The organism is Streptomyces sp. NPDC047982 (genome assembly GCF_043204165.1).
In the GTDB taxonomy this organism is placed as follows: Bacteria; Actinomycetota; Actinomycetes; order Streptomycetales; family Streptomycetaceae; genus Streptomyces.
On sequence record NZ_JBIDBS010000009.1, the window covers coordinates 141,964 to 161,094 of the forward strand.

Genomic DNA, 19,131 nt, shown 5'->3' on the forward strand with positions numbered 1-19,131 from the left:
GTCCACGCGAGGGGGCTCCGACCGCCCACCCTTTCTCTTCTCTCAGCAGTACCGGTTCCAGGGAGCTGTTTTCCATGAGCCCCGAGTCCACAGGGCACAACGAGCACTTTCTCCGTGTCTTCCGGCGCGAATTCCGCACCTGGCGGGGTAACCGGCCGTTCTGGGCGGGCCTGTTCACCATGGTGGGTGGTGTCCCCATCATGTACTTCCCGTACGCCAACATGCACCTCGGCAACGTCACGCTGACGATGTCCACGACCGCCGGCGCGGGATCACTGATCATCGGCGTCCTGCTGGTCACGCTGGGCCTCACGATGTGGTTCCACCACATCGTGAGGGTCTTCGCCGGGGTCGCCACGATCCTGCTGGCGTTGGTCTCCATACCCGTCGCCAATGTCGGTGGCTTCGTGGTCGGCTTCCTGTTCGCCCTGCTCGGCGGCGCGCTCTCCGTCTCCTGGGCCCCCGGGCAGCCGGAGCCCGAAGTCCTGGACACCGGCATACGGGACAGGGAGTTCGAGGACGCGGGTACGGGGATACGGGAGCCCGGACCGGACCTCCGCAAGGCGGCGGCGGTGCCGCAGCGGAAGCCGGATCAGGACGACGAGGCGACGGTCGAGGCCGACAGCGGGAGGCATCGTGCGGGGTGACGAGACACAGCTGAACTCGACCGGGGAGGACCAGGACAACCGGACGAGAATCGGACCGCGTCACGCGGTCCCCAGGAAGTCGCTGCTGACGAAGCTGCACATCCCCGCGGGCAAGGCGTTCGCGCTCGCCGCGATGCCGACGGCCGTCTTCGTGGGTATGGGGCTGACGCCCCGGCTCGCGCTGGCCGACGACCACCCGGACATCCCCTTCGCACCCGGCCCCTGTGTGACGCGCTCCGACGAACCGAGCGAGTCCCCGTCCCCGTCCGCCACCGACTCCGGGGGCACGGACGAGGACCGGGCGCCGAAGCCCTCGGTGACCCCGCCGGCGGACGACGCGGCGAAGTCCGGGTCCGGGTCCGGGACCGAATCCGGGTCCGGGTCCGAGCCCGAGACCGCTTCCGATGCGCGTACCGCTGATTCCCCGGCCGCCACGCCGAGCGCCACACCCACCCCCACGAAGTCGAAGGACCCGCTTGATCCGTTGGGTGTCGGCGACGCGCTCAGGGACCTGTTCGGCACCCCGGACAAGGAGAGCGCCGACCCGTCCTCGTCACCGTCCACCGGCACCGAGTCCCCGAAGCCGTCGCCGAGTGACTCCGCCGAGCCCGGGCGGGGGCCCGCGGACCCGGCGAAGAAGTCCACGGATCCGGCGGACCCGGCGAAGGAGACCGGTGACAGGGCCGCCGCCGCCATCCGTGAGGCCGCGGAGAAGGCAGGTGCGCCGGTCGAGGAACTCGACGACAGCGTCAAGGGACTCGACGCCAAGAAGGACGAGGACATCCCGGACGGCGCCAAGCCGCGCTTCCCCTGTCCGACCGCCGACCCGAAGGCACTGGCCGCGGCCGATCTGGAGACGGGCGTGCCGCTGCTCCCCACCGACCCGTGGATCCTGGACAGCTCGCTGCTCACCCTGAACGGGCTGGACTACAAGGGCATCGTCGACGTGAAGACGTACGACGGCACCGTCAAGAAGGTGCTGAAGTTCACCGCGAGCTCCATCGACATCAAGGACCTCCACCAGAAGACGGTCGGCCCGAACGGCACCACGGCCCACGTCGAGGCGCGCAAGGGCTCCACGTCCACCATCCGCAACGGCATGGTGACCATGTACACGGAGGAGCTGAAGGGCAATCTGTTCGGCCTCATCCCGGTCACGTTCAGCCCGCAGTCCCCGCCGCCGCTGAACGTCCCGTTCGCCTTCTTCACCAAGGTCAAGGTGACCCAGGCCGGCCAGTTCGGCGGAACGCTCACGATTCCGGGTCTGCGCAACTACTTCACCGGCGCCAACGGCTAGCCGACACCGACCCGTTCGGGAGCCGCACGAGGCGGTGGCCGCACCCCCGAGGGGAGTGCGGCCACCGCCTCGCCGTATGCGTACCCGTCTACGCGTGCCCGGTCCGTACCGGCCGCGTCAGTCGCGCGCTCCGCCACCGACATGGTGCACGCGCACCATGTTCGTGGTGCCGGGGATGCCGGGGGGCGAGCCCGCTGTGATGATCATGGTGTCGCCCGCGTTGTAGCGGTCCAGCTTCAGCAGCTCCGCGTCGACCAGGTCGACCATCGCGTCCGTGTTGTCCACGTGCGGGACGACGTGGGCCTCGACGCCCCAGCTCAGGGCGAGCTGGTTGCGGGTGGACTCGTCCGTGGTGAAGGCCAGGATGGGCTGGGCCGCGCGGTAGCGGGAGAGGCGGCGGGCCGTGTCGCCGGACTTGGTGAACGCGACCAGCGCCTTGCCGTTCAGGAAGTCCGCGATCTCGCAGGCGGCACGGGCCACCGAACCGCCCTGGGTGCGCGGCTTCTTGCCCGGGACCAGCGGCTGGAGGCCCTTGGAGAGCAGCTCGTTCTCGGCGGCGACGACGATCTTCGACATCGTCTTGACCGTCTCGATCGGGTACGCGCCCACGCTGGACTCGGCGGAGAGCATGACCGCGTCCGCGCCGTCCAGGATCGCGTTGGCGACGTCGGACGCCTCGGCGCGGGTCGGCCGCGAGTTGGTGATCATCGACTCCATCATCTGGGTCGCCACGATCACCGGCTTGGCGTTTCGCCGGCAGAGCTCCACCAGGCGCTTCTGCACCATCGGGACCTTCTCCAGCGGATACTCCACGGCCAGGTCGCCACGGGCCACCATCACACCGTCGAAGGCCATGACGACCTCCTGCATGTGCTCGACCGCCTGCGGCTTCTCCACCTTGGCGATGACGGGGACCCGGCGGCCCACCTCGTCCATCACCTTGTGGACGTCCTTGATGTCGTCGGCGTCCCGCACGAAGGAGAGCGCCACCAGGTCGCAGCCCATCCGCAGCGCGAACCGCAGGTCCTCGACGTCCTTCTGGGACAGCGCAGGGACGTTGACCGCCGCGCCGGGCAGGTTGATGCCCTTGTGGTCGGAGACGACACCGCCCTCGATGACGATCGTCCTCACCCGGGGGCCCTCGACCGCGACGACCTTCAGTTCGACGTTGCCGTCGTTGATCAGGATCGGGTCGCCCTTGGCGACGTCGCCGGGCAGGCCCTTGTACGTCGTGCCGCAGATCGACTTGTCGCCGGGCACGTCCTCCGCCGTGATGGTGAACTCGTCCCCGCGGACCAGCTCGACGGGTCCCTCGGCGAACTTCCCCAGGCGGATCTTCGGGCCCTGGAGGTCGGCGAGCACGCCCACCGCGCGGCCGGTCTCGGCGGCGGCCCTGCGGACCAGGTCGTAACGGGCCTGGTGCTCCTCGTGGCTGCCGTGGCTGAAGTTGAAACGGGCCACGCTCATGCCGGCCTCGATCAGCGCGACGAGCTGCTCGTGCGAGTCGACGGCGGGGCCGAGCGTACAGACGATTTTGGAACGGCGCATGAGGCGGATCCTATCGGTTTGTTCAGTAACGGAATATTCCGTTGGGCGGTAGGTACAAAGGGGCGTGGGGGTGCTCAGTTGTGCTCCTGTCCGACGAGAGCGAAGGTCTGGACGGCTATCTCCAGCTCCTCGTCCGTCGGCACCACCGCGACCGCCACCCGCGCGTGGTCCGGCGAGATCAGCCGCGGCGCGCCGGACCGTACGGCGTTCAGATCCGCGTCCACCGCCGGGCCGAGCTCCTCCAGTCCGGCGATCGCAGCCTCCCGCACCGGTGCGGAGTTCTCCCCGACCCCCGCCGTGAACACCACCGCGTCCACCCGCCCGAGGACCGCCGAATAGGCGCCGATGTACTTCTTCAGCCGGTGCACGTAGACGTCGAAGGCCAGCGCCGCCCGTTCGTCGCCGTCGTCGACCCGGCGCCGGATCTCCCGCATGTCGTTGTCGCCGCACAGCCCGACCAGACCGCTGCGCTTGTTGAGCAGGTCGTCGATCTCGTCCGTCGACATCCCGGCCACGCGGTGGAGGTGGAAGGTGACGGCCGGGTCGATGTCGCCGCAGCGCGTGCCCATCACCAGCCCTTCCAGCGGGGTCAGGCCCATCGACGTCTCCACGCACCGGCCGCCCGCCACCGCCGACGCGGAGGCGCCGTTGCCCAGGTGCAGCACGATGACGTTGACGTCCTCGGGCGCGCGTCCCAGCAGTTCGGCGGCCTTGCGCGAGACGTACGCGTGCGAGGTGCCGTGGAATCCGTAGCGCCGGATGCGGTGCGCGTCGGCGGTCTCCACGTCGATCGCGTACCGCGCCGCGTACTCCGGCATCGTCGTGTGGAACGCCGTGTCGAACACCGCCACCTGCGGCAGGTCCGGGCGCAGCGCCTGCGCGGTACGGATGCCGAGGAGGTTCGCCGGGTTGTGCAGCGGGGCCACCGGGACCAGGCGCTCGATCTCCTCCAGTACCTCGTCGTCGACCACCACCGGCTCGGTGAACCGCAGCCCGCCGTGCACCACCCGGTGGCCGATCGCCGCCAGTTCGGGGGAGTCCAGGCCCAGCCCGTCGGCCGCCAGCTCCTCGGCCGCCGCCTTCAGCGCCGCCTCGTGGTCGGGGATGGGGCCGGTGCGCTCCCGCCGCTCGCCGATGCCGTCCGCCAGCGGGGTGTGCATCAGCCGGGACGTCTCCTCGCCGATGCGTTCGACCAGCCCGACCGCCAGCCGGGAGTGGTCGCTCATGTCCAGGAGCTGGTACTTCACCGACGAGGAGCCGGAGTTGAGGACGAGTACGCGATGCGCCGCCATGGTCGGGGAGCCGCCTTCCGGGGTCGGGGAGCCGTCCGGGACCTCGGGTCCTCCCGGGGCCGGGGAGCTTGTGAGGGCCGGGGCGGTCATGCCGTCCGCTCCTTGCCCTGCGCCTGGATCGCGGTGATGGCCACGGTGTTGACGATGTCCTGGACCAGCGCGCCGCGGGACAGGTCGTTGACGGGCTTGCGCAGCCCCTGGAGCACCGGTCCGACGGCGACCGCGCCCGCCGAGCGCTGCACGGCCTTGTAGGTGTTGTTGCCGGTGTTCAGGTCCGGGAAGATCAGCACCGTCGCCCGACCCGCCACCTCGGAACCGGGCAGCTTCGTCGCGGCGACACCCGGGTCCACCGCGGCGTCGTACTGGATGGGCCCCTCGATCAGCAGGTCCGGCCGGCTCGCCCGGACCAGGGCCGTCGCCTCGCGCACCTTGTCGACGTCGGCGCCCGAACCGGAGGTACCCGTCGAGTACGACAGCATCGCGATCCGAGGCTCCACGCCGAAGCGGGCGGCGGTGGCGGCCGACTGCACGGCGATGTCCGCGAGTTGCCGCGCGTCCGGGTCCGGGTTGACCGCGCAGTCGCCGTACACCAGGACCTTGTCGGCCAGACACATGAAGAAGACGGAGGAGACGATCGAGGTGCCGGGCCCGCTCGTCGCGTCGCCGGCGCCTGCGGACCTGGTCTTGATGATCTCGAACGCGGGACGGATCGTCGCCGCGGTGGAGTGCGCGGACCCGGAGACCATGCCGTCCGCGAAGCCCTGCTCGACCATCAGCGTGCCGAAGTAGTTGACGTCCGCGACCACGTCGTACGCCAGCTCGGCCGTGACGCCGCGGTGCGCGCGCAGCCGCGCGTACCGCTCGGCGAACGGCAGGCGCAGCTCGGAGGTCTGCGGGTCGACGATCTGCGTACCGGCGAGATCGATGCCCAGATCCGCGGCCTTCTTCCGGATGACGTCGGGCTCGCCGAGGAGCGTGAGGTCGCAGATGTCACGGCGCAGCAGGACGTCGGCGGCGCGCAGCACCCGTTCGTCGGTGCCCTCCGGCAGGACCACCCGGCGCCGGTCGGCGCGCGCCTGCTCCAGCAACTCGTGCTCGAACATCATCGGGGTGACCCGCCCGCTGCGGGCCACCGAGATCCGCTCCAACAGGGCACTGGTGTCCACGTGGCGTTCGAAGAGGCCCAGGGCCGTCTCCGCCTTCCGGGGCGTCGCCGCGTTCAACTTGCCTTCCATGGAGAAGAGTTCATACGCCGTGGGGAAGGAGCCTCCCGCCACGGACACCACCGGCGTGCCCGGCGCGAGGCGCTCGGCCAGGGTCAGGATCTCCGGACCGGGATGTTCGTCCAGGGTGAGCAGCACACCGGCGATGGGCGGGGTCCCGGCGCTGTGCGCGGCCAGCGAGCCGACCACCAGGTCCGCCCGGTCCCCGGGCGTGACCACCAGACAGCCCGGCGTCAGCGCCTTCAGCAGGTTCGGCAGCATGGCGCCGCCGAAGACGAAGTCCAGCGCGTCCCTGGCCAGCCCGGAGTCGTCGCCGAGCAGCACCGTGCCGCCGAGCGCCGCGGTGATCTGGGCGACGGTCGGCGCGGAGAGCGCCGCGTCGTCGGGCAGCACCGAACAGGGAACGGGCAGCTGCGACGCCAGCCGCTGCGCGAGGGCGTCGCGGTCCTCGGCCGCCACCCGGTTCACGATCACCGAGACGACGTCGCAGCCCAGCCCCGCGTACGCCCGGTACGCGTTGCGCGCCTCGGCGCGCACGGACTGCGCCTTCTGGCCCCGGCCGCCGACCACCGCGATCACCGAGGCGCCGAACTCGTTGGCGAGGCGGGCGTTGAGCGCCAGCTCGTCGGGGAGCTGGGTGTCGGCGAAGTCGGTGCCGAGGACCAGGACCACCTCGTAGCGCTGGGCCACCTGGTGGAAACGTTCGACGAGCCGGGAGACCAGTTCGTCGGTACCCTGTTCGGCCTGGAGCGCGGACGCCTCGCCGTAGTCCAGCCCGTAGACCGACGCCGGCTCCTGGAGCAGCCGGTAGCGGGCCCGCAGCAGCTCGAACATCCGGTCGGGACCGTCGTGGACCAGCGGCCGGAACACCCCGACCCGGTCCACCTGACGCGTCAGGAGCTCCATGACTCCCAGATCGACGACCTGCCGGCCGTCGCTCCGGTCGATCCCGGTCACGTACACGCTGCGCGTCACGCGTGCTCTCCCGTCCATATGTGCGGTTGGGGACGTATCGCCATGTTGACGATACGCCGGGCGTGCGCGACGCCGCCCGCCGGGCGTGCCCCCTCGTGTGCGCGGCGTGCGCGCCCCACCCGGCGCGCCGGGGAATCATCCCCGCGCGCGACGTGCCACCCGGGCGGACGTCACCGGAACGGGCGAGACCATGAGGTCCAGACCACGTGGGACAATCGTCATGGTTCGCGCAACGGGGGATCTTTTCCTCGCCCCCGGAACGCACGGCACCAGCGAGGCAGGAGACACAGGACGATGCGCATCGGAGTTCTCACGGCAGGCGGCGACTGTCCGGGTCTGAACGCGGTGATCCGCTCGGTCGTGCACCGTGCCGTGGTGGGGCACGGAGACGAGGTCATCGGCTTCGAGGACGGGTTCAAGGGCCTCCTCGACGGCCACTACCGCCCCCTCGACCTCAACGCCGTCAGCGGCATCCTCGCCCGCGGCGGCACCATACTGGGATCGGCCCGCCTGGAGCGCGCCCGGCTGCGCGAGGCCGCGGAGAACTGCGCGGAGCTGAGCCGCCGTTACGGCATGGACGCACTCATCCCGATCGGCGGCGAAGGCACCCTCACCGCCGCGCGGATGCTGGCGGACGCCGGGATGCCCGTCGTCGGCGTCCCCAAGACCATCGACAACGACATCTCCGCCACCGACCGCACCTTCGGCTTCGACACGGCGGTGGGCGTCGCCACCGACGCCATAGACCGTCTGAAGACCACCGCCGAGTCGCACCAGCGGGTCATGGTCGTCGAGGTGATGGGACGGCACGCCGGCTGGATCGCGCTGGAGTCCGGGATGGCGGGCGGCGCGCACGGCATCTGCCTGCCCGAGCGTCGCTTCGAGGTCGACGACCTGGTCAAGATGGTCGAGGCACGGTTCGCGCGCGGCAAGAAGTTCGCGGTGATCTGCGTCGCCGAGGGCGCGCACCCGGCCGAGGGCTCCATGCCGTACGCCAAGGGCGAGATCGACCAGTACGGTCACGAGCGCTTCCCGGGCATCGGCAACCGGCTGGCCATCGAGCTGGAGACGCGGCTCGGCAAGGAGGCCCGGCCGGTCATCCTCGGCCATGTGCAGCGCGGCGGCACGCCGACCGCGTACGACCGGGTGCTCGCCACCCGCTTCGGCTGGCACGCGGTGGAGGCCGCGCACCGGGGCGACTTCGGCCGGATGACGGCGCTGCGCGGCAACGGCATCGTGATGGTTCCGCTGGCGGACGCCATCACCCAGCTCAAGACGGTCCCCAAGAACCGGATGGACGAGGCCGAGTCGGTCTTCTGATCCGCCCCGCCCCGTCCCCTCCTGTGCCGCCCCGCGCCGCGCCGCGCCGCGAGCGGTCGCGAGCAGAAGGCAGGGTCCGGCGGTCCTCACCCTCCCCCGTGGAAGGGCCGGACCGCCGGCCGTTTCCCCTCGGCGGGCCAGGGCCTTGCGGGGGCCGCGCCGCCAAAGTCCACTCCTGAGTCACCGACTCGGATCAACAAGGCTTGCCGCTGTCCCGGACATGTCCCAGCCCTGTCCGGACGGCCGCGTGACGGCGAGCGGTTCAGACGTTCCCGCCCCGCACCCCCGCTGTCCGCCAGAACCGTTCCACGATCCCCTCCAGGAACGCCCGCTCCCCGTCACCCGGCGACCCGGACGGCGCCCCGGACGGCTCCCCGGCCCTGCCGGTCCGGCCCGGTGCCGATGCCGTCGACGCCCGGTGGTCGGCGTGGAGCTGGTCCAGTACGTCCTGGAGGAGCCCCCGCTCCAGCCGCACCAGCTTCGCCACCGCCCGGACGTGCGCCTGCCGACGCGTCGTGACCGCCGCGCGCAGCAGCTCCGCCAGCTCCTCGTCCTGCCCGGACACCGTCACCAGCCCGGCGGCCGTCAGCCCCAGCGCCTCGGCGAGCGCCGCCGACTGGCGCTCGTTGCCCCGCCAGCGCCCCGACTCCTCCATCCGCAGGTAAACGGCGGGCGCCAACCCCACCAGACCGGCCAGCTCCGCCACGGTCAGCCGCCGAGCCGTCCGGTGTTCCCGCAGCGTGCGCGCGGCGGTCAGCAACTCGCCTGGTGAGCACCACAACACCCCGGCCAGCGCCGTGAGTTCGTGTCCGGTCGGGACGGCGCGCCCGTGCTCCCAGGCGATCACGGTCGCGGTGCTGATCCGGAGTCCGTACTGGGCCGCGAGGCCGTACGCGACATGGCCGGGCAGCATCCCGAGGGCCTCACGGAGGCGGCGTGCGGCGGAGGAGTCGAAGGGGGGTCGGGAGCCGAAGGACGAGGGGGAGCCGGGGGAGTGGGAGGGGCGCACGGCTTCACCGTAGGAGCGGGCACGCCGTCCGACCACGGTGTGTTCCGCCGATATCGCGGCTCGTAGGAAGGTCCTATGCCCGCACGGGGCCGAAGCCCGTACGATCCCTGCGCCTGGGCGGGGCCGGTCGGGCCGGCCGCCCCTACGGGGTGCCATACCCGACGGCCTGCTGCCGCCCCGACGGCGTGTTGCCGCCTCGACGGGATCAGTGGTCCCGGGTCATCCACCGGTAGTGCAGCTCCGGGCGTCCGACCTGGCCGTACTGCGGTCTGCGCACCGCGCGTCCCGTCGTCACCAAGTGTTCCAGGTAGCGGCGCGCGGTGATCCGTGAGATGCCCAGCTCGGTCCCGGCCGCCGCCGCCGTCACGCCGTCCGAAGCCCGCAGGACGCGGGTGACGGCTTCCAGGGTCGGGGCGCTCAGTCCCTTCGGCAGCCGGTTCGGCTGCGGGGCGCGCAGCACTCCGAGCGCGCGGTCCACCTCGTCCTGACCGCTCGCCTCACCGGCCGCCGCGTGGAACTCCGCGTAGCGGACGAGCCGGTCGCGCAGTGTGGCGAAGGTGAACGGCTTCAGCACGTACTGGACGACCCCGAGCGACACCCCTTCCCGGACCAGCGACAGATCACGTGCCGAAGTCACCGCGATGACGTCCGCCACGTGCCCGGCCGCGCGCAGCGAGCGCAGCAGCTGCAGGCCGTGCCCGTCGGGCAGGTACAGGTCCAGGAGGAGCAGGTCGATCGGCGTGCGGTCCAGCGCCCGTACGGCCTCCGCGCGCGAGTGCGCGACCGCGGCCACCTCGAACCCGGGGACGCGGCCCACGTAGAGCCGATGGGCGTCGGCGGCGACGGGGTCGTCCTCGACGACCAGCACCCGGATCACGGAACATCCTCCCCGACGGTGTGCTTCGCGCGGTCGCCGGTCGTCAGCGGCAGCCGGACCGTGAACCGGGCGCCGCCCTCCGGACCCTGGTCCAGATCCACCGTGCCGCCGTTGCGCCGTACCGCCTGCCGCACGAGGGCCAGCCCGATTCCCCGGCCCGTGCCGTGTGTGGACCAGCCCCGGTCGAACACCTCGGCGGCGTCGGCCGGATCGATCCCCGCCCCGGTGTCGGCGACCCTCAGCAGCAACTCGTCCTCCCCGGCGAGAGCGGTGACGGTGACCGTGGCCCGTCCGGCCCGCCCTGTCCGGCCCGGGGCCGCACCTCCCGCGGGACGCCCCGCATCCTCACCCCGCGGCCCGGGCACGGCAGGGTGGGTGGGAACGGCCGGGCGAGCAGGAACGGCCAGGGAAGCAGGAACGGCCCCGGAGGCAGGAACGGCCGCGGAAGCGGGCACGACCGGATCGCACGCGCCGGGGACGGCGGGCGACCCGGGCGGGCCGGAGGCGGGCGGGGAAGCCGGTGGACCGGCCGCCGCCTCCGACGCCGCGTCCACCGCGTTGTCGATCAGGTTGCCGAGGATCGTCACCAGGTCCCGGTCCGGCAGCGTCGCGGGCAGGGCACCGTCGTCGATCAGGCTGTCCTCCGCGAGCACCAGCTCCACACCCCGCTCATTGGCCTGCGCCGCCTTGCCCAACAGCAGTGCCGCCAGCACCGGTTCGCCGACCGCGCCCACGACCCGGTCGGTGAGGGTCTGGGCCAGCTCCAGTTCCGCGGTGGCGAAACCGACCGCCTCCTCGGCCCGCCCCAGCTCGATCAGCGAGACGACGGTGTGCAGCCGGTTCGCCGCCTCGTGGGCCTGCGAGCGCAATGCCTGGGTGAACCCTCGTTCGGAGTCCAACTCGCCTGACAGCGCCTGGAGTTCGGTGTGATCGCGGAGGGTCACGACGGTGCCGCGCCGCTCTCCGCCCACCACCGCGCGGGTATTGACCACGATCACCCGGTCCGCCGTCAGGTGAAGCTCGTCGACGCGCTCCTCGGTGGCGAGCAGCGCCCCGGTCAGCGGCGCCGGAAGCGCCAGATCGGCGACCCGGCGCCCGAGAACGTCCGGTCCCAGCCCCAGCAACTCCCGGCCCGCGTCGTTGATCAGCGCGATCCTGCGCTGCCCGTCGAGCATCAGCAGCCCCTCGCGCACCGCGCGGAGCGTGGCCTGGTGGTAGTCGTGCATCCGGCTCAGCTCGGCCGCGTTCATGCCGTGCGTGTGGCGGCGGAGCCGGGCGTTGATCACGTACGTGCCGAGACCGCCGAGCACCAGCGCCCCGCCCGCGGCCAGCCCCAGCGCACGCAGCTCCGCCCGCACCTGCGAGGAGATCCGGTCGACCGTGATGCCCGCGCTGACCAGGCCGGTGATCCTGCCGCCGTCCCGGATCGGGGTGACGACCCGGATCGAGGGGCCGAGGGTCCCGGTGTACGTCTCGGTGAACGTCTCGCCGCGCAGTGCCCGCGCGGTGTGGCCGAGGAACTCCTCCCCGATCCGGTCGGTGTCCGGATGCGTCCAGCGGATCCGCTCCGGGGACATGATGGTGACGAACGCGATCCCGGTGTCCCTGCGGACCTTCTCCGCGTACGGCTGGAGCACGGCGGACGGGTCCGGAGTGCGGATCGCCTCCCGCACGGACGGGGAACCGGCGATCGCCAGCGCCGCCGTCCTGACCTGCCGGGCCGCCGTCTCGTCCGCCTGTTCCCGGCCGGAGGCGTACGCGAAGAATGCGCAGCCCGCCACCACCGCCGCGACCAGCACCACCTGCATCGTGAAGAGCTGACCGGCCAGGCTGCGTGGACGGGTACGGGGCAGACGCATGTCCCCCAGTCTGCCTGGCCGGAAACATATGAACGAAATGCACGTAACGGTGACCGCCCTCACACGGAGAGAGATATTCACCGAGGGTTTTTCCGGCTTCGATCCGCCGGACAGCCCTTGCGCCCCCAGGGACGGGGGAGCGACCCGGACGAGCCGAGGAGAACCCCCGTGGGAGTGGCAGCCGCCAAGCGGGACCGCACGCACTATCTGTATCTGGCCGTGATCGCCGCCGTGGGCCTCGGCATTCTGGTGGGCTTCGTGGCCCCGGGCGTCGCCGTCGAGCTCAAGCCGATCGGTACCGGCTTCGTGAATCTCATCAAGATGATGATCTCGCCCATCATCTTCTGCACGATCGTGCTGGGCGTCGGATCGGTGCGCAAGGCCGCCAAGGTGGGCGCGGTCGGCGGACTCGCCCTCGGCTACTTCCTGGTCATGTCGACGGTGGCGCTCGCCATCGGTCTGCTCGTCGGCAACCTCCTGGAGCCCGGCCAGAGCCTCCACATCACCGAGGCGGCACGCGCCGCCGGTGAGAAGCAGGCGTCGGGCGCGAGCGAGTCGACCGCGGACTTCCTGCTCGGCATCATCCCCACGACGATCGTGTCCGCGTTCACCGAGGGCCAGGTGCTCCAGACCCTGCTGGTCGCCCTGCTCGCGGGCTTCGCGCTCCAGGGCATGGGAGCGGCGGGCGAACCGGTGCTGCGCGGCATCGGCCACATCCAGCGCCTGGTCTTCCGCATCCTCGCCATGATCATGTGGGCGGCCCCGGTCGGCGCGTTCGGCGCGATCGCGGCCGTGGTCGGCGAGACCGGCGTCGACGCGCTGAAGTCCCTCGCCGTCATCATGATCGGCTTCTACGTCACCTGTGCGATCTTCGTCTTCGTGGTGCTCGGCACCATCCTGCGGCTGGTCGCCGGGGTCAACCTGTTCGCGCTGCTGAAGTACCTCGGCCGCGAGTTCCTGCTGATCCTCTCCACCTCCTCCTCGGAATCGGCGCTGCCGCGGCTCATCGCGAAGATGGAGCACCTGGGGGTCAGCAAGCCCGTCGTCGGTATCACCGTGCCGACCGGCTACTCCTTCAACCTCGACGGCACCGCGATCTACCTCACGATGTCCTCGTTGTTCATCGCCAACGCGCTGGGCGACCCGCTGAGCGCCGGGGAGCAGATCTCGCTGCTGGTCTTCATGGTCATCGCCTCCAAGGGTGCGGCCGGGGTCACCGGCGCGGGCCTGGCCACCCTCGCGGGCGGTCTGCAGTCGCACCGGCCCGAGCTGGTCGACGGCGTCGGGCTCATCGTCGGCATCGACCGCTTCATGAGCGAGGCCCGCGCCCTGACGAACTTCGCCGGAAACGCGGTGGCCACCGTCCTGGTCGGCACCTGGACGAAGGAGATCGACAAGGAGCGGGTGGAGCAGGTCCTCTCCGGCGCGCTTCCGTGGGAAGAGAGGATGCTGGGCCAGGACGGCGAGGGCGCGGACGTTCCGGAGCCGCGCGCCGGCGACCAGGAACACGCCATGGCGAAGGCGTAGCGGCTTTCCGGAACACCACGACGAGGGGCCGTCGCGGGCACATCCGCGACGGCCCCCGTACGTGCTCCCGGGTCCTTCAGGAGCGGGAGGACGTGCTGGGGAGGACGGGCTCGGGAGGACGTGCTGGGGGCGGTCTGGGGGCGGCCGGATCCCGGCGATCGGCGTCTTCCGGCCGACACCTCGGGTGTCGGCCATTGTCGCCGAGACGCCCCTCGCGGGCGGGCGGACGGCGCTAGCGTGACGGGCGCCATCACTCCGAGCAATCCATTGATCGCACAGGGGGACCCGTCATGAATTCGCGTGCAAGCCGCGCCTTGCCCAGGGCGTTGGCCACCTTCGCGGCCGCGCTGGCCGTCGTACTCGGCCTGACCGCGCAGACCGCAACGGCGCGGGCGGCCGAGGCGTCCGGCCTCGCCGGGCTGACGTTCACCGCGGCCGGCAACGGCCGGAACCTGGACGTGCAGAACGGCAACACGGGGGACGGCGTCTACGTCGTCACCAACTCCACGCCCGGCCACCACCAGCAGTGGACCGTCAACAAGCAGGCCGACGGGTCGTTCACCCTGGCCAACGACTTCACCGGGAAGTGCGTGGCGACCGGCCTTCCGCTGAGGCAGCAGTCGTGCTCCGGGGCCGCCTCCCAGCGCTGGTACTTCCAGCCCGTCACCGGCGTCGCCAACACCTTCATGATCCGCAACGCCGGTGACAACAAGTGCGTCGACGTCGTCCTGAACGCCCAGTACGACGACGCGTGGACCCAGACCTACGGCTGCAACGGCTCCGCCGCGCAGCAGTGGAGGATCCCCGCCGCGGCCTCGGGCGCCGCCCTCGACGCCGCAGTGGAGTACGCCTCCAAGCGCTGCCAGAAGGACGCGGCCACCTGCTCGTGGACGAAGGGGACCCAGGCCCCCGCCGAGCCGCTGCCCGTCGAGTGCGTCTCGCCCGTCTGGTACAACGGCACCGGTGCGCCGGTGCCGTGGACGTTCTCGCTGACCACCACCAGCGGATGGACGAGCACGCTCGGCGTGTCCTTCACCTCGGGCGTGGGCTCGGGAGCGGCAAGCCCCGTCCAGGCGAGCGTCTCCCAGACCATCTCTGGCAGCGTGACGTACAGCCTGAGCGAGACGCTGGGGAACAGCCTGACCATCACCGTCCCGCAGCAGCAGTACGGCTGGGTGGCGCTGTCGAAGCTGGCCACGAAGGTGACCGGCGACTGGACCTTCGACGCGAACGGATACCCGTGGAAGGCGCACGACACCGTCACGGTGCCCCTGATCAGTGACGACCAGGGCCACGCGAGCGTCTACCTGGCGAAGACCGCACCCGAGTTCACCACCTGCGGCTGACCCCGGACGCGGCCGCGATCAGACCGGCCGCAGCCACACCGTCGCCAGCGGCGGGAGCGTCGGCGTCACGCTGGCGTTCCTGCCGTGGGCCAAGATCGCCTCCGGCTTCAGCGGATCGGGGTGGCACACGCCGCTGCCGCCGTACCGCGCCGCGTCCGTGTTGAGCACCTCCGCCCACGCCCCCCGGCCGCCGAGCACGTCCGGGACGCCGATGCGGTAGTCGTGCCGCACCACGGGGGAGAAGTTGCTGACGGCGAGCAGCGGCGCACCGTGCTTGTCGTGGCGGAGGAAGGCGAAGACGTTGTCCTCGGCCGCGCCGCCGTCCACCCAGGAGAAGCCCTCCGGCTCGGTGTCGCACTGCCAGAGCGCGGGGGTGGCGCGGTACACCGCGTTCAGATCGGCGACCAGGTCGCGCACCCCCCGGTGGTCGCCCGCCGACGCGTACGTCGGGTCGAGCAGCCACCACTCCGGGCCGTGCTCCTGCGACCACTCCGCACCCTGCGCGAACTCCTGTCCCATGAAGAGGAGTTGCTTTCCGGGGTGGGCCCACATGAAGCCGAGGTAGGCGCGGTGGTTGGCGCGCCGCTGCCACCAGTCGCCGGGCATCTTGCTGACCAGCGACTGCTTGCCGTGCACCACCTCGTCGTGCGAGATCGGCAGCACGTAGTTCTCGCTGTACGCGTACACCATCGAGAAGGTCATGTCGTCGTGGTGGTACTTGCGGTGCACCGGGTCCTTCGTCATGTACTGGAGGGAGTCGTGCATCCAGCCCATGTTCCACTTCAGCCCGAAGCCCAGGCCGCCGTAACCGCCGTGCCCGACATGGTGGGTGGCGCGGGTCACGCCGTCCCAGGCGGTCGACTCCTCGGCGATGGTCACGACGCCCGGGTTGCGCCGGTAGACGGTGGCGTTCATCTCCTGGAGGAAGGCGACGGCGTCCGGATTCTCCCTGCCCCCGTGCTCGTTGGGGGACCACTGCCCGTCCTCGCGCGAGTAGTCGAGGTACAGCATCGAGGCGACCGCGTCGACCCGCAGCCCGTCGACATGGAACTCCTCGCACCAGTACGTCGCGTTGGCCACCAGGAAGTTGCGCACCTCCTTGCGCCCGTAGTCGAACTCCAGCGTGCCCCAGTCCGGGTGCGCCGCCCGCGCCGGATCCGCGTGCTCGTACAACGGACGGCCGTCGAACTGGGCGAGTGCCCAGTCGTCGCGCGGGAAATGTGCGGGCACCCAGTCCACGATCACACCGATCCCGGCCCCGTGCAGCGCGTCGACGAGGTGACGGAAGTCGTCCGGCGTGCCCAGACGGGACGTCGGCGCATAGAAGCCGGTGACCTGATAGCCCCACGATCCGCCGAAGGGATGCTCGGCCACCGGCATCAGCTCCACGTGCGTGAAGCCCAGCTCCCGTACGTACCCCGGGAGCTGATCAGCCAACTGTCGGTAAGTCAATCCCGGCCGCCAGGACGGCAGATGCACCTCGTAGACGGAGAACGGTGCCTCGTGCACCGGTACGTCACCGCGGTGCGCCATCCACTCCTGGTCGCGCCACTCGTGGTGGGAGGCCGTCACGATCGAAGCGGTGGCGGGCGGCACCTCGGTGCGGCGCGCCATCGGGTCGGCGCGCGTGGTGTGCGAACCGTCGGGGCGGCAGATGTCGAACTTGTACAGCGTGCCCTCACCGATCCCGGGCAGGAACAACTCCCACACGCCGCTGGAGCCCAGCGAACGCATCGGGAACCCGGCGCCGTCCCAGAAGTTGAAGTCCCCGACCACCCGCACCCCGCGCGCGTCGGGAGCCCAGACCGTGAACCGGGTCCCCGCCACGCCCTGGTGCTCCATGGGGTGCGCGCCGAGCGCGGTCCACAGCTCCTCGTGCCGCCCCTCGCCGATCAGATGCAGATCGAGTTCACCGAGCGCGGGCAGGAAGCGGTATGGGTCGTGCACCTCGGTCTCGGTGTCCTCGTAGGCCACCAGGAGGCGGTACTCGGGCAGCGACGGCATCGGCAGCAGCCCGGAGAAGAGGCCGTCCCCGTCGTCGTGGAGCCGCACCCGCAGCCCCTTGGCGAGTACGGTCACGGACCGCGCGAACGGGCGCAGTACCCGGAAGACGACCCCGCCGCGCACCGGATGGGCGCCGAGCAGGGCATGCGGGTCGTGGTGCTCCCCGGCGAGCAGCCGGGCCCGGTCGCCGTCGTCGAGCGGGTGCGCCTCGCGGACGCCCTGGCCGCCGGAGCCCTGCGCGCGCGGGCGCGCGGGCTCGGTCCGCTCGGCGGCGGGCCGCCCCCGCCGGGCCGGGGCGGATGTGGCGGCGGTGGGGGCGGAACCGGCGGACGGGCCGGATGGGGTGAACGGGGCGAATGTGGTGAAAGAGGTGGGGGCGGTGGTGGCCGGTTCCGTGGCCATCGACGGCGCGGTCACTGAAGGCGTGGCCATCGAGGTGGCGGGCGCCGGGTCCGCCGTGGCGGGCCGCGCGCAGGCGACCGGGGCGGCGGCAGAGGCGGCCGGGGGCGTGGCGGGTGCTTCGTCGACGGGCGTGTTGCGGGACGGCTTACGGGCGGTCACGGGGACGGCCTCCTTCGCGGGATGGATGTGGTCGGAGCGAACAGGGAGGACAGGCGCCGGCCGTGGCGGACGGGCAACGGCCGGATGCCGGACGGGTCCCGGGTGGGCGGCCCGTCAGTCGGCGACGGCGGCCAGGCGGTGGATGGCCGCCATCGGGACCGGCAGCCAGTCGGGCCGGTGCCGTGCCTCGTACAGCACCTCGTACACCGCCTTGTCGGTCTCGTGGGCGCGCAACAGCTCCGGTTCGCTGCGCGGGTCGACGCCCGCGGCCTCGGCGTACCCCTCGCAGTACGCGGCCCGGCAGCGAGCCGCCCACTCGGCGTTCCACGGCCGGTGCGAGCGGGCCGCGTAGTCGAAGGAGCGGAGCATGCCCGCGACGTCGCGCACCGGTGGCTGCGGGCGGCGGCGCTCGGCCAGCGGCCTGGCCGGTTCGCCCTCGAAGTCGATCAGCGACCAGAAACCGTCGGCCGCGCGCAGGGTCTGGCCGAGATGGAGGTCGCCGTGGATCCGCTGGGCCGCCCGGTCGACACCCCGGTCCCCGAGCGAGGCCAACGCCTCGAACGCCGCGCGCAGACCGGGCACGTACGGCACGAGCGCGGGCACCGCGACCGCCGCGGCCTCCAGCCTCCGCGTCATCCCGGCCGCCAGGTGCGCGGTCTGGGCGGGGCGCAGGGCGGGCGTGGGCAGCGCGGCGGCCAGCGCGGTGTGGACCTCTGCGGTCGCCCTGCCGAGGGCGTGTGCCTCGTCGGTGAAGTCGTGGCCCCGGGCGAGGGCGCGCAGGGCGAGCTGCCAGCCGTCCTGCGCACCGCGCAGGAACGGCTGGAGAACGCCGAGGGTGAGCGCTTCCGGTGCGGTGGTCTCGAACCAGGCGACGGGCGCGGGCACCCGGCCGCAGCCCTCGCGGGCGAGCGCCAGCGGCAGCTCCAGATCGGGGTTGGTGCCCGGGAACACCCGGCGGAAGATCTTGAGGATGTAGGTGTCGCCGTAGACGAGGGAGGTGTTGGACTGCTCGGTGTCCAGCACGCGCGGCGCGGGTCCCGAGGCGATGGGGGCGCCGCCCCGGTCGAAGCGCAGGGCGCCGAGGGTTCCGGGGGTGCGCAGTCGCTCCAGCAGGAGCGCGGAGAGACGGGGATCGTGCAGCCCCTCGTAGACCGTGCGGCCGGCGAGCGGTCCGTCCACCGGGCGGCCGATGAGCGCGGGCGCCAGCGGGGGTGGCAGCGCCGCCCGTACGCCGAGCAGCAGTTGGTAGCAGTCGGCGGGCCAACGTGCGGGCGCCGACGGCTGATGGGCCCGCACCAGAAGATGGAGCAGCCCGGCCCCGGATCCGGCGGCCACGGCAGGGGCGTCCATCGGCAGCATCTCGGTCACCGAGACCAGCGAGAAGCCCGTGATCGGCTGCCCCTTGCCCGCGAACCACCGCTGCCGGGGCAGCCATTCGTACAACAAGGGGACGAGGGACGGAAGCAGAGCTGTGCTGTCGGCCAGGGGGACCCGAGTGGATGCAGCCTCCGACATGGCAACGCGTCCTTTCCCCCGGCACATCACAGGATGTGAAGAGTGTCCCGGATTGCGGCATTGGCTGTCCGACTGTGGGGGACGTGTCGGGTCAGGATGGTCCGTACGGACTCGGCTTGCAGAGGGGGCCG

Annotated in this window: 13 protein-coding genes; 5 read left to right on the forward strand and 8 right to left on the reverse strand. The window is 71.8% G+C overall.

Annotated elements, in window-relative coordinates; translation table 11 throughout:
- Nucleotides 1–74: 74 nt before the first annotated feature.
- Together ACGF2V_RS13860 and ACGF2V_RS13865 are read left to right on the forward strand one after the other, a co-directional pair.
- On the forward strand, nt 75–647 hold the full coding sequence (locus ACGF2V_RS13860) for a DUF6114 domain-containing protein (protein ID WP_362705307.1): 573 nt from the start codon (nt 75–77) through the stop codon (nt 645–647).
- A complete protein-coding gene (locus ACGF2V_RS13865) occupies nt 637–1,944 on the forward strand; it encodes a hypothetical protein (protein WP_362705305.1) in 1,308 nt (435 codons plus the stop codon). Before ACGF2V_RS13860 ends, ACGF2V_RS13865 begins: the two co-directional genes overlap by 11 nt.
- 117 nt (nt 1,945–2,061) lie before the next feature.
- Here the strand turns inward: ACGF2V_RS13865 and pyk are convergent, their stop codons facing one another.
- The 3 genes from pyk to pta form a co-directional block, all read right to left on the reverse strand.
- Nucleotides 2,062–3,492, reverse strand: a complete 1,431-nt coding sequence (gene pyk / locus ACGF2V_RS13870; protein WP_362705302.1) for a pyruvate kinase — start codon at nt 3,490–3,492, stop codon at nt 2,062–2,064.
- Between the two features lie 74 nt (nt 3,493–3,566).
- Nucleotides 3,567–4,784 carry an acetate kinase gene (locus tag ACGF2V_RS13875; RefSeq protein ID WP_362622226.1) on the reverse strand — a complete coding sequence of 406 codons (1,218 nt, stop codon included), beginning with the start codon at nt 4,782–4,784 and terminating at the stop codon, nt 3,567–3,569.
- Nucleotides 4,785–4,870: 86 nt separating this feature from the next.
- Complete coding sequence (pta, locus tag ACGF2V_RS13880; RefSeq protein ID WP_362621948.1) at nt 4,871–6,982, reverse strand: phosphate acetyltransferase; 2,112 nt, start codon at nt 6,980–6,982, stop codon at nt 4,871–4,873.
- Nucleotides 6,983–7,276: 294 nt separating this feature from the next.
- Between pta and ACGF2V_RS13885 the strand changes: the two genes are divergently transcribed.
- Nucleotides 7,277–8,302 carry an ATP-dependent 6-phosphofructokinase gene (locus ACGF2V_RS13885; protein ID WP_362621950.1) on the forward strand — a complete coding sequence of 342 codons (1,026 nt, stop codon included), beginning with the start codon at nt 7,277–7,279 and terminating at the stop codon, nt 8,300–8,302.
- A gap of 262 nt (nt 8,303–8,564) precedes the next feature.
- On the opposite strand, the gene ACGF2V_RS13890 is transcribed toward ACGF2V_RS13885, so the two are convergent.
- The 3 genes from ACGF2V_RS13890 to ACGF2V_RS13900 all read right to left on the reverse strand — a co-directional run bounded on the left by ACGF2V_RS13890 (nt 8,565) and on the right by ACGF2V_RS13900 (nt 12,047).
- Nucleotides 8,565–9,215, reverse strand: a complete 651-nt coding sequence (locus tag ACGF2V_RS13890) for an XRE family transcriptional regulator (RefSeq protein WP_362622228.1) — start codon at nt 9,213–9,215, stop codon at nt 8,565–8,567.
- 301 nt (nt 9,216–9,516) lie between these two features.
- On the reverse strand, nt 9,517–10,188 hold the full coding sequence (locus tag ACGF2V_RS13895; RefSeq protein WP_362621952.1) for a response regulator: 672 nt from the start codon (nt 10,186–10,188) through the stop codon (nt 9,517–9,519).
- Nucleotides 10,185–12,047: an ATP-binding protein gene (locus tag ACGF2V_RS13900; RefSeq protein WP_362621954.1), complete on the reverse strand. Its 1,863-nt coding sequence runs from the start codon at nt 12,045–12,047 to the stop codon at nt 10,185–10,187. The genes ACGF2V_RS13895 and ACGF2V_RS13900 overlap by 4 nt, the downstream gene beginning before the upstream one ends.
- A gap of 168 nt (nt 12,048–12,215) precedes the next feature.
- On the opposite strand from ACGF2V_RS13900, the gene ACGF2V_RS13905 reads away from it, so the two are divergent.
- Nucleotides 12,216–13,574, forward strand: a complete 1,359-nt coding sequence (locus ACGF2V_RS13905) for a cation:dicarboxylate symporter family transporter (RefSeq protein WP_362621956.1) — start codon at nt 12,216–12,218, stop codon at nt 13,572–13,574.
- A 290-nt stretch (nt 13,575–13,864) separates the two neighbouring features.
- Nucleotides 13,865–14,920, forward strand: a complete 1,056-nt coding sequence (locus ACGF2V_RS13910) for an RICIN domain-containing protein (RefSeq protein WP_362705300.1) — start codon at nt 13,865–13,867, stop codon at nt 14,918–14,920.
- A gap of 18 nt (nt 14,921–14,938) precedes the next feature.
- On the opposite strand, the gene glgB is transcribed toward ACGF2V_RS13910, so the two are convergent.
- Together glgB and ACGF2V_RS13920 are read right to left on the reverse strand one after the other, a co-directional pair.
- Nucleotides 14,939–17,485 carry a 1,4-alpha-glucan branching enzyme gene (gene glgB, locus ACGF2V_RS13915; protein ID WP_362705297.1) on the reverse strand — a complete coding sequence of 849 codons (2,547 nt, stop codon included), beginning with the start codon at nt 17,483–17,485 and terminating at the stop codon, nt 14,939–14,941.
- Nucleotides 17,486–17,599: 114 nt separating this feature from the next.
- Complete coding sequence (locus ACGF2V_RS13920; RefSeq protein ID WP_362705294.1) at nt 17,600–19,000, reverse strand: maltokinase; 1,401 nt, start codon at nt 18,998–19,000, stop codon at nt 17,600–17,602.
- Nucleotides 19,001–19,131 lie beyond the last annotated feature (131 nt).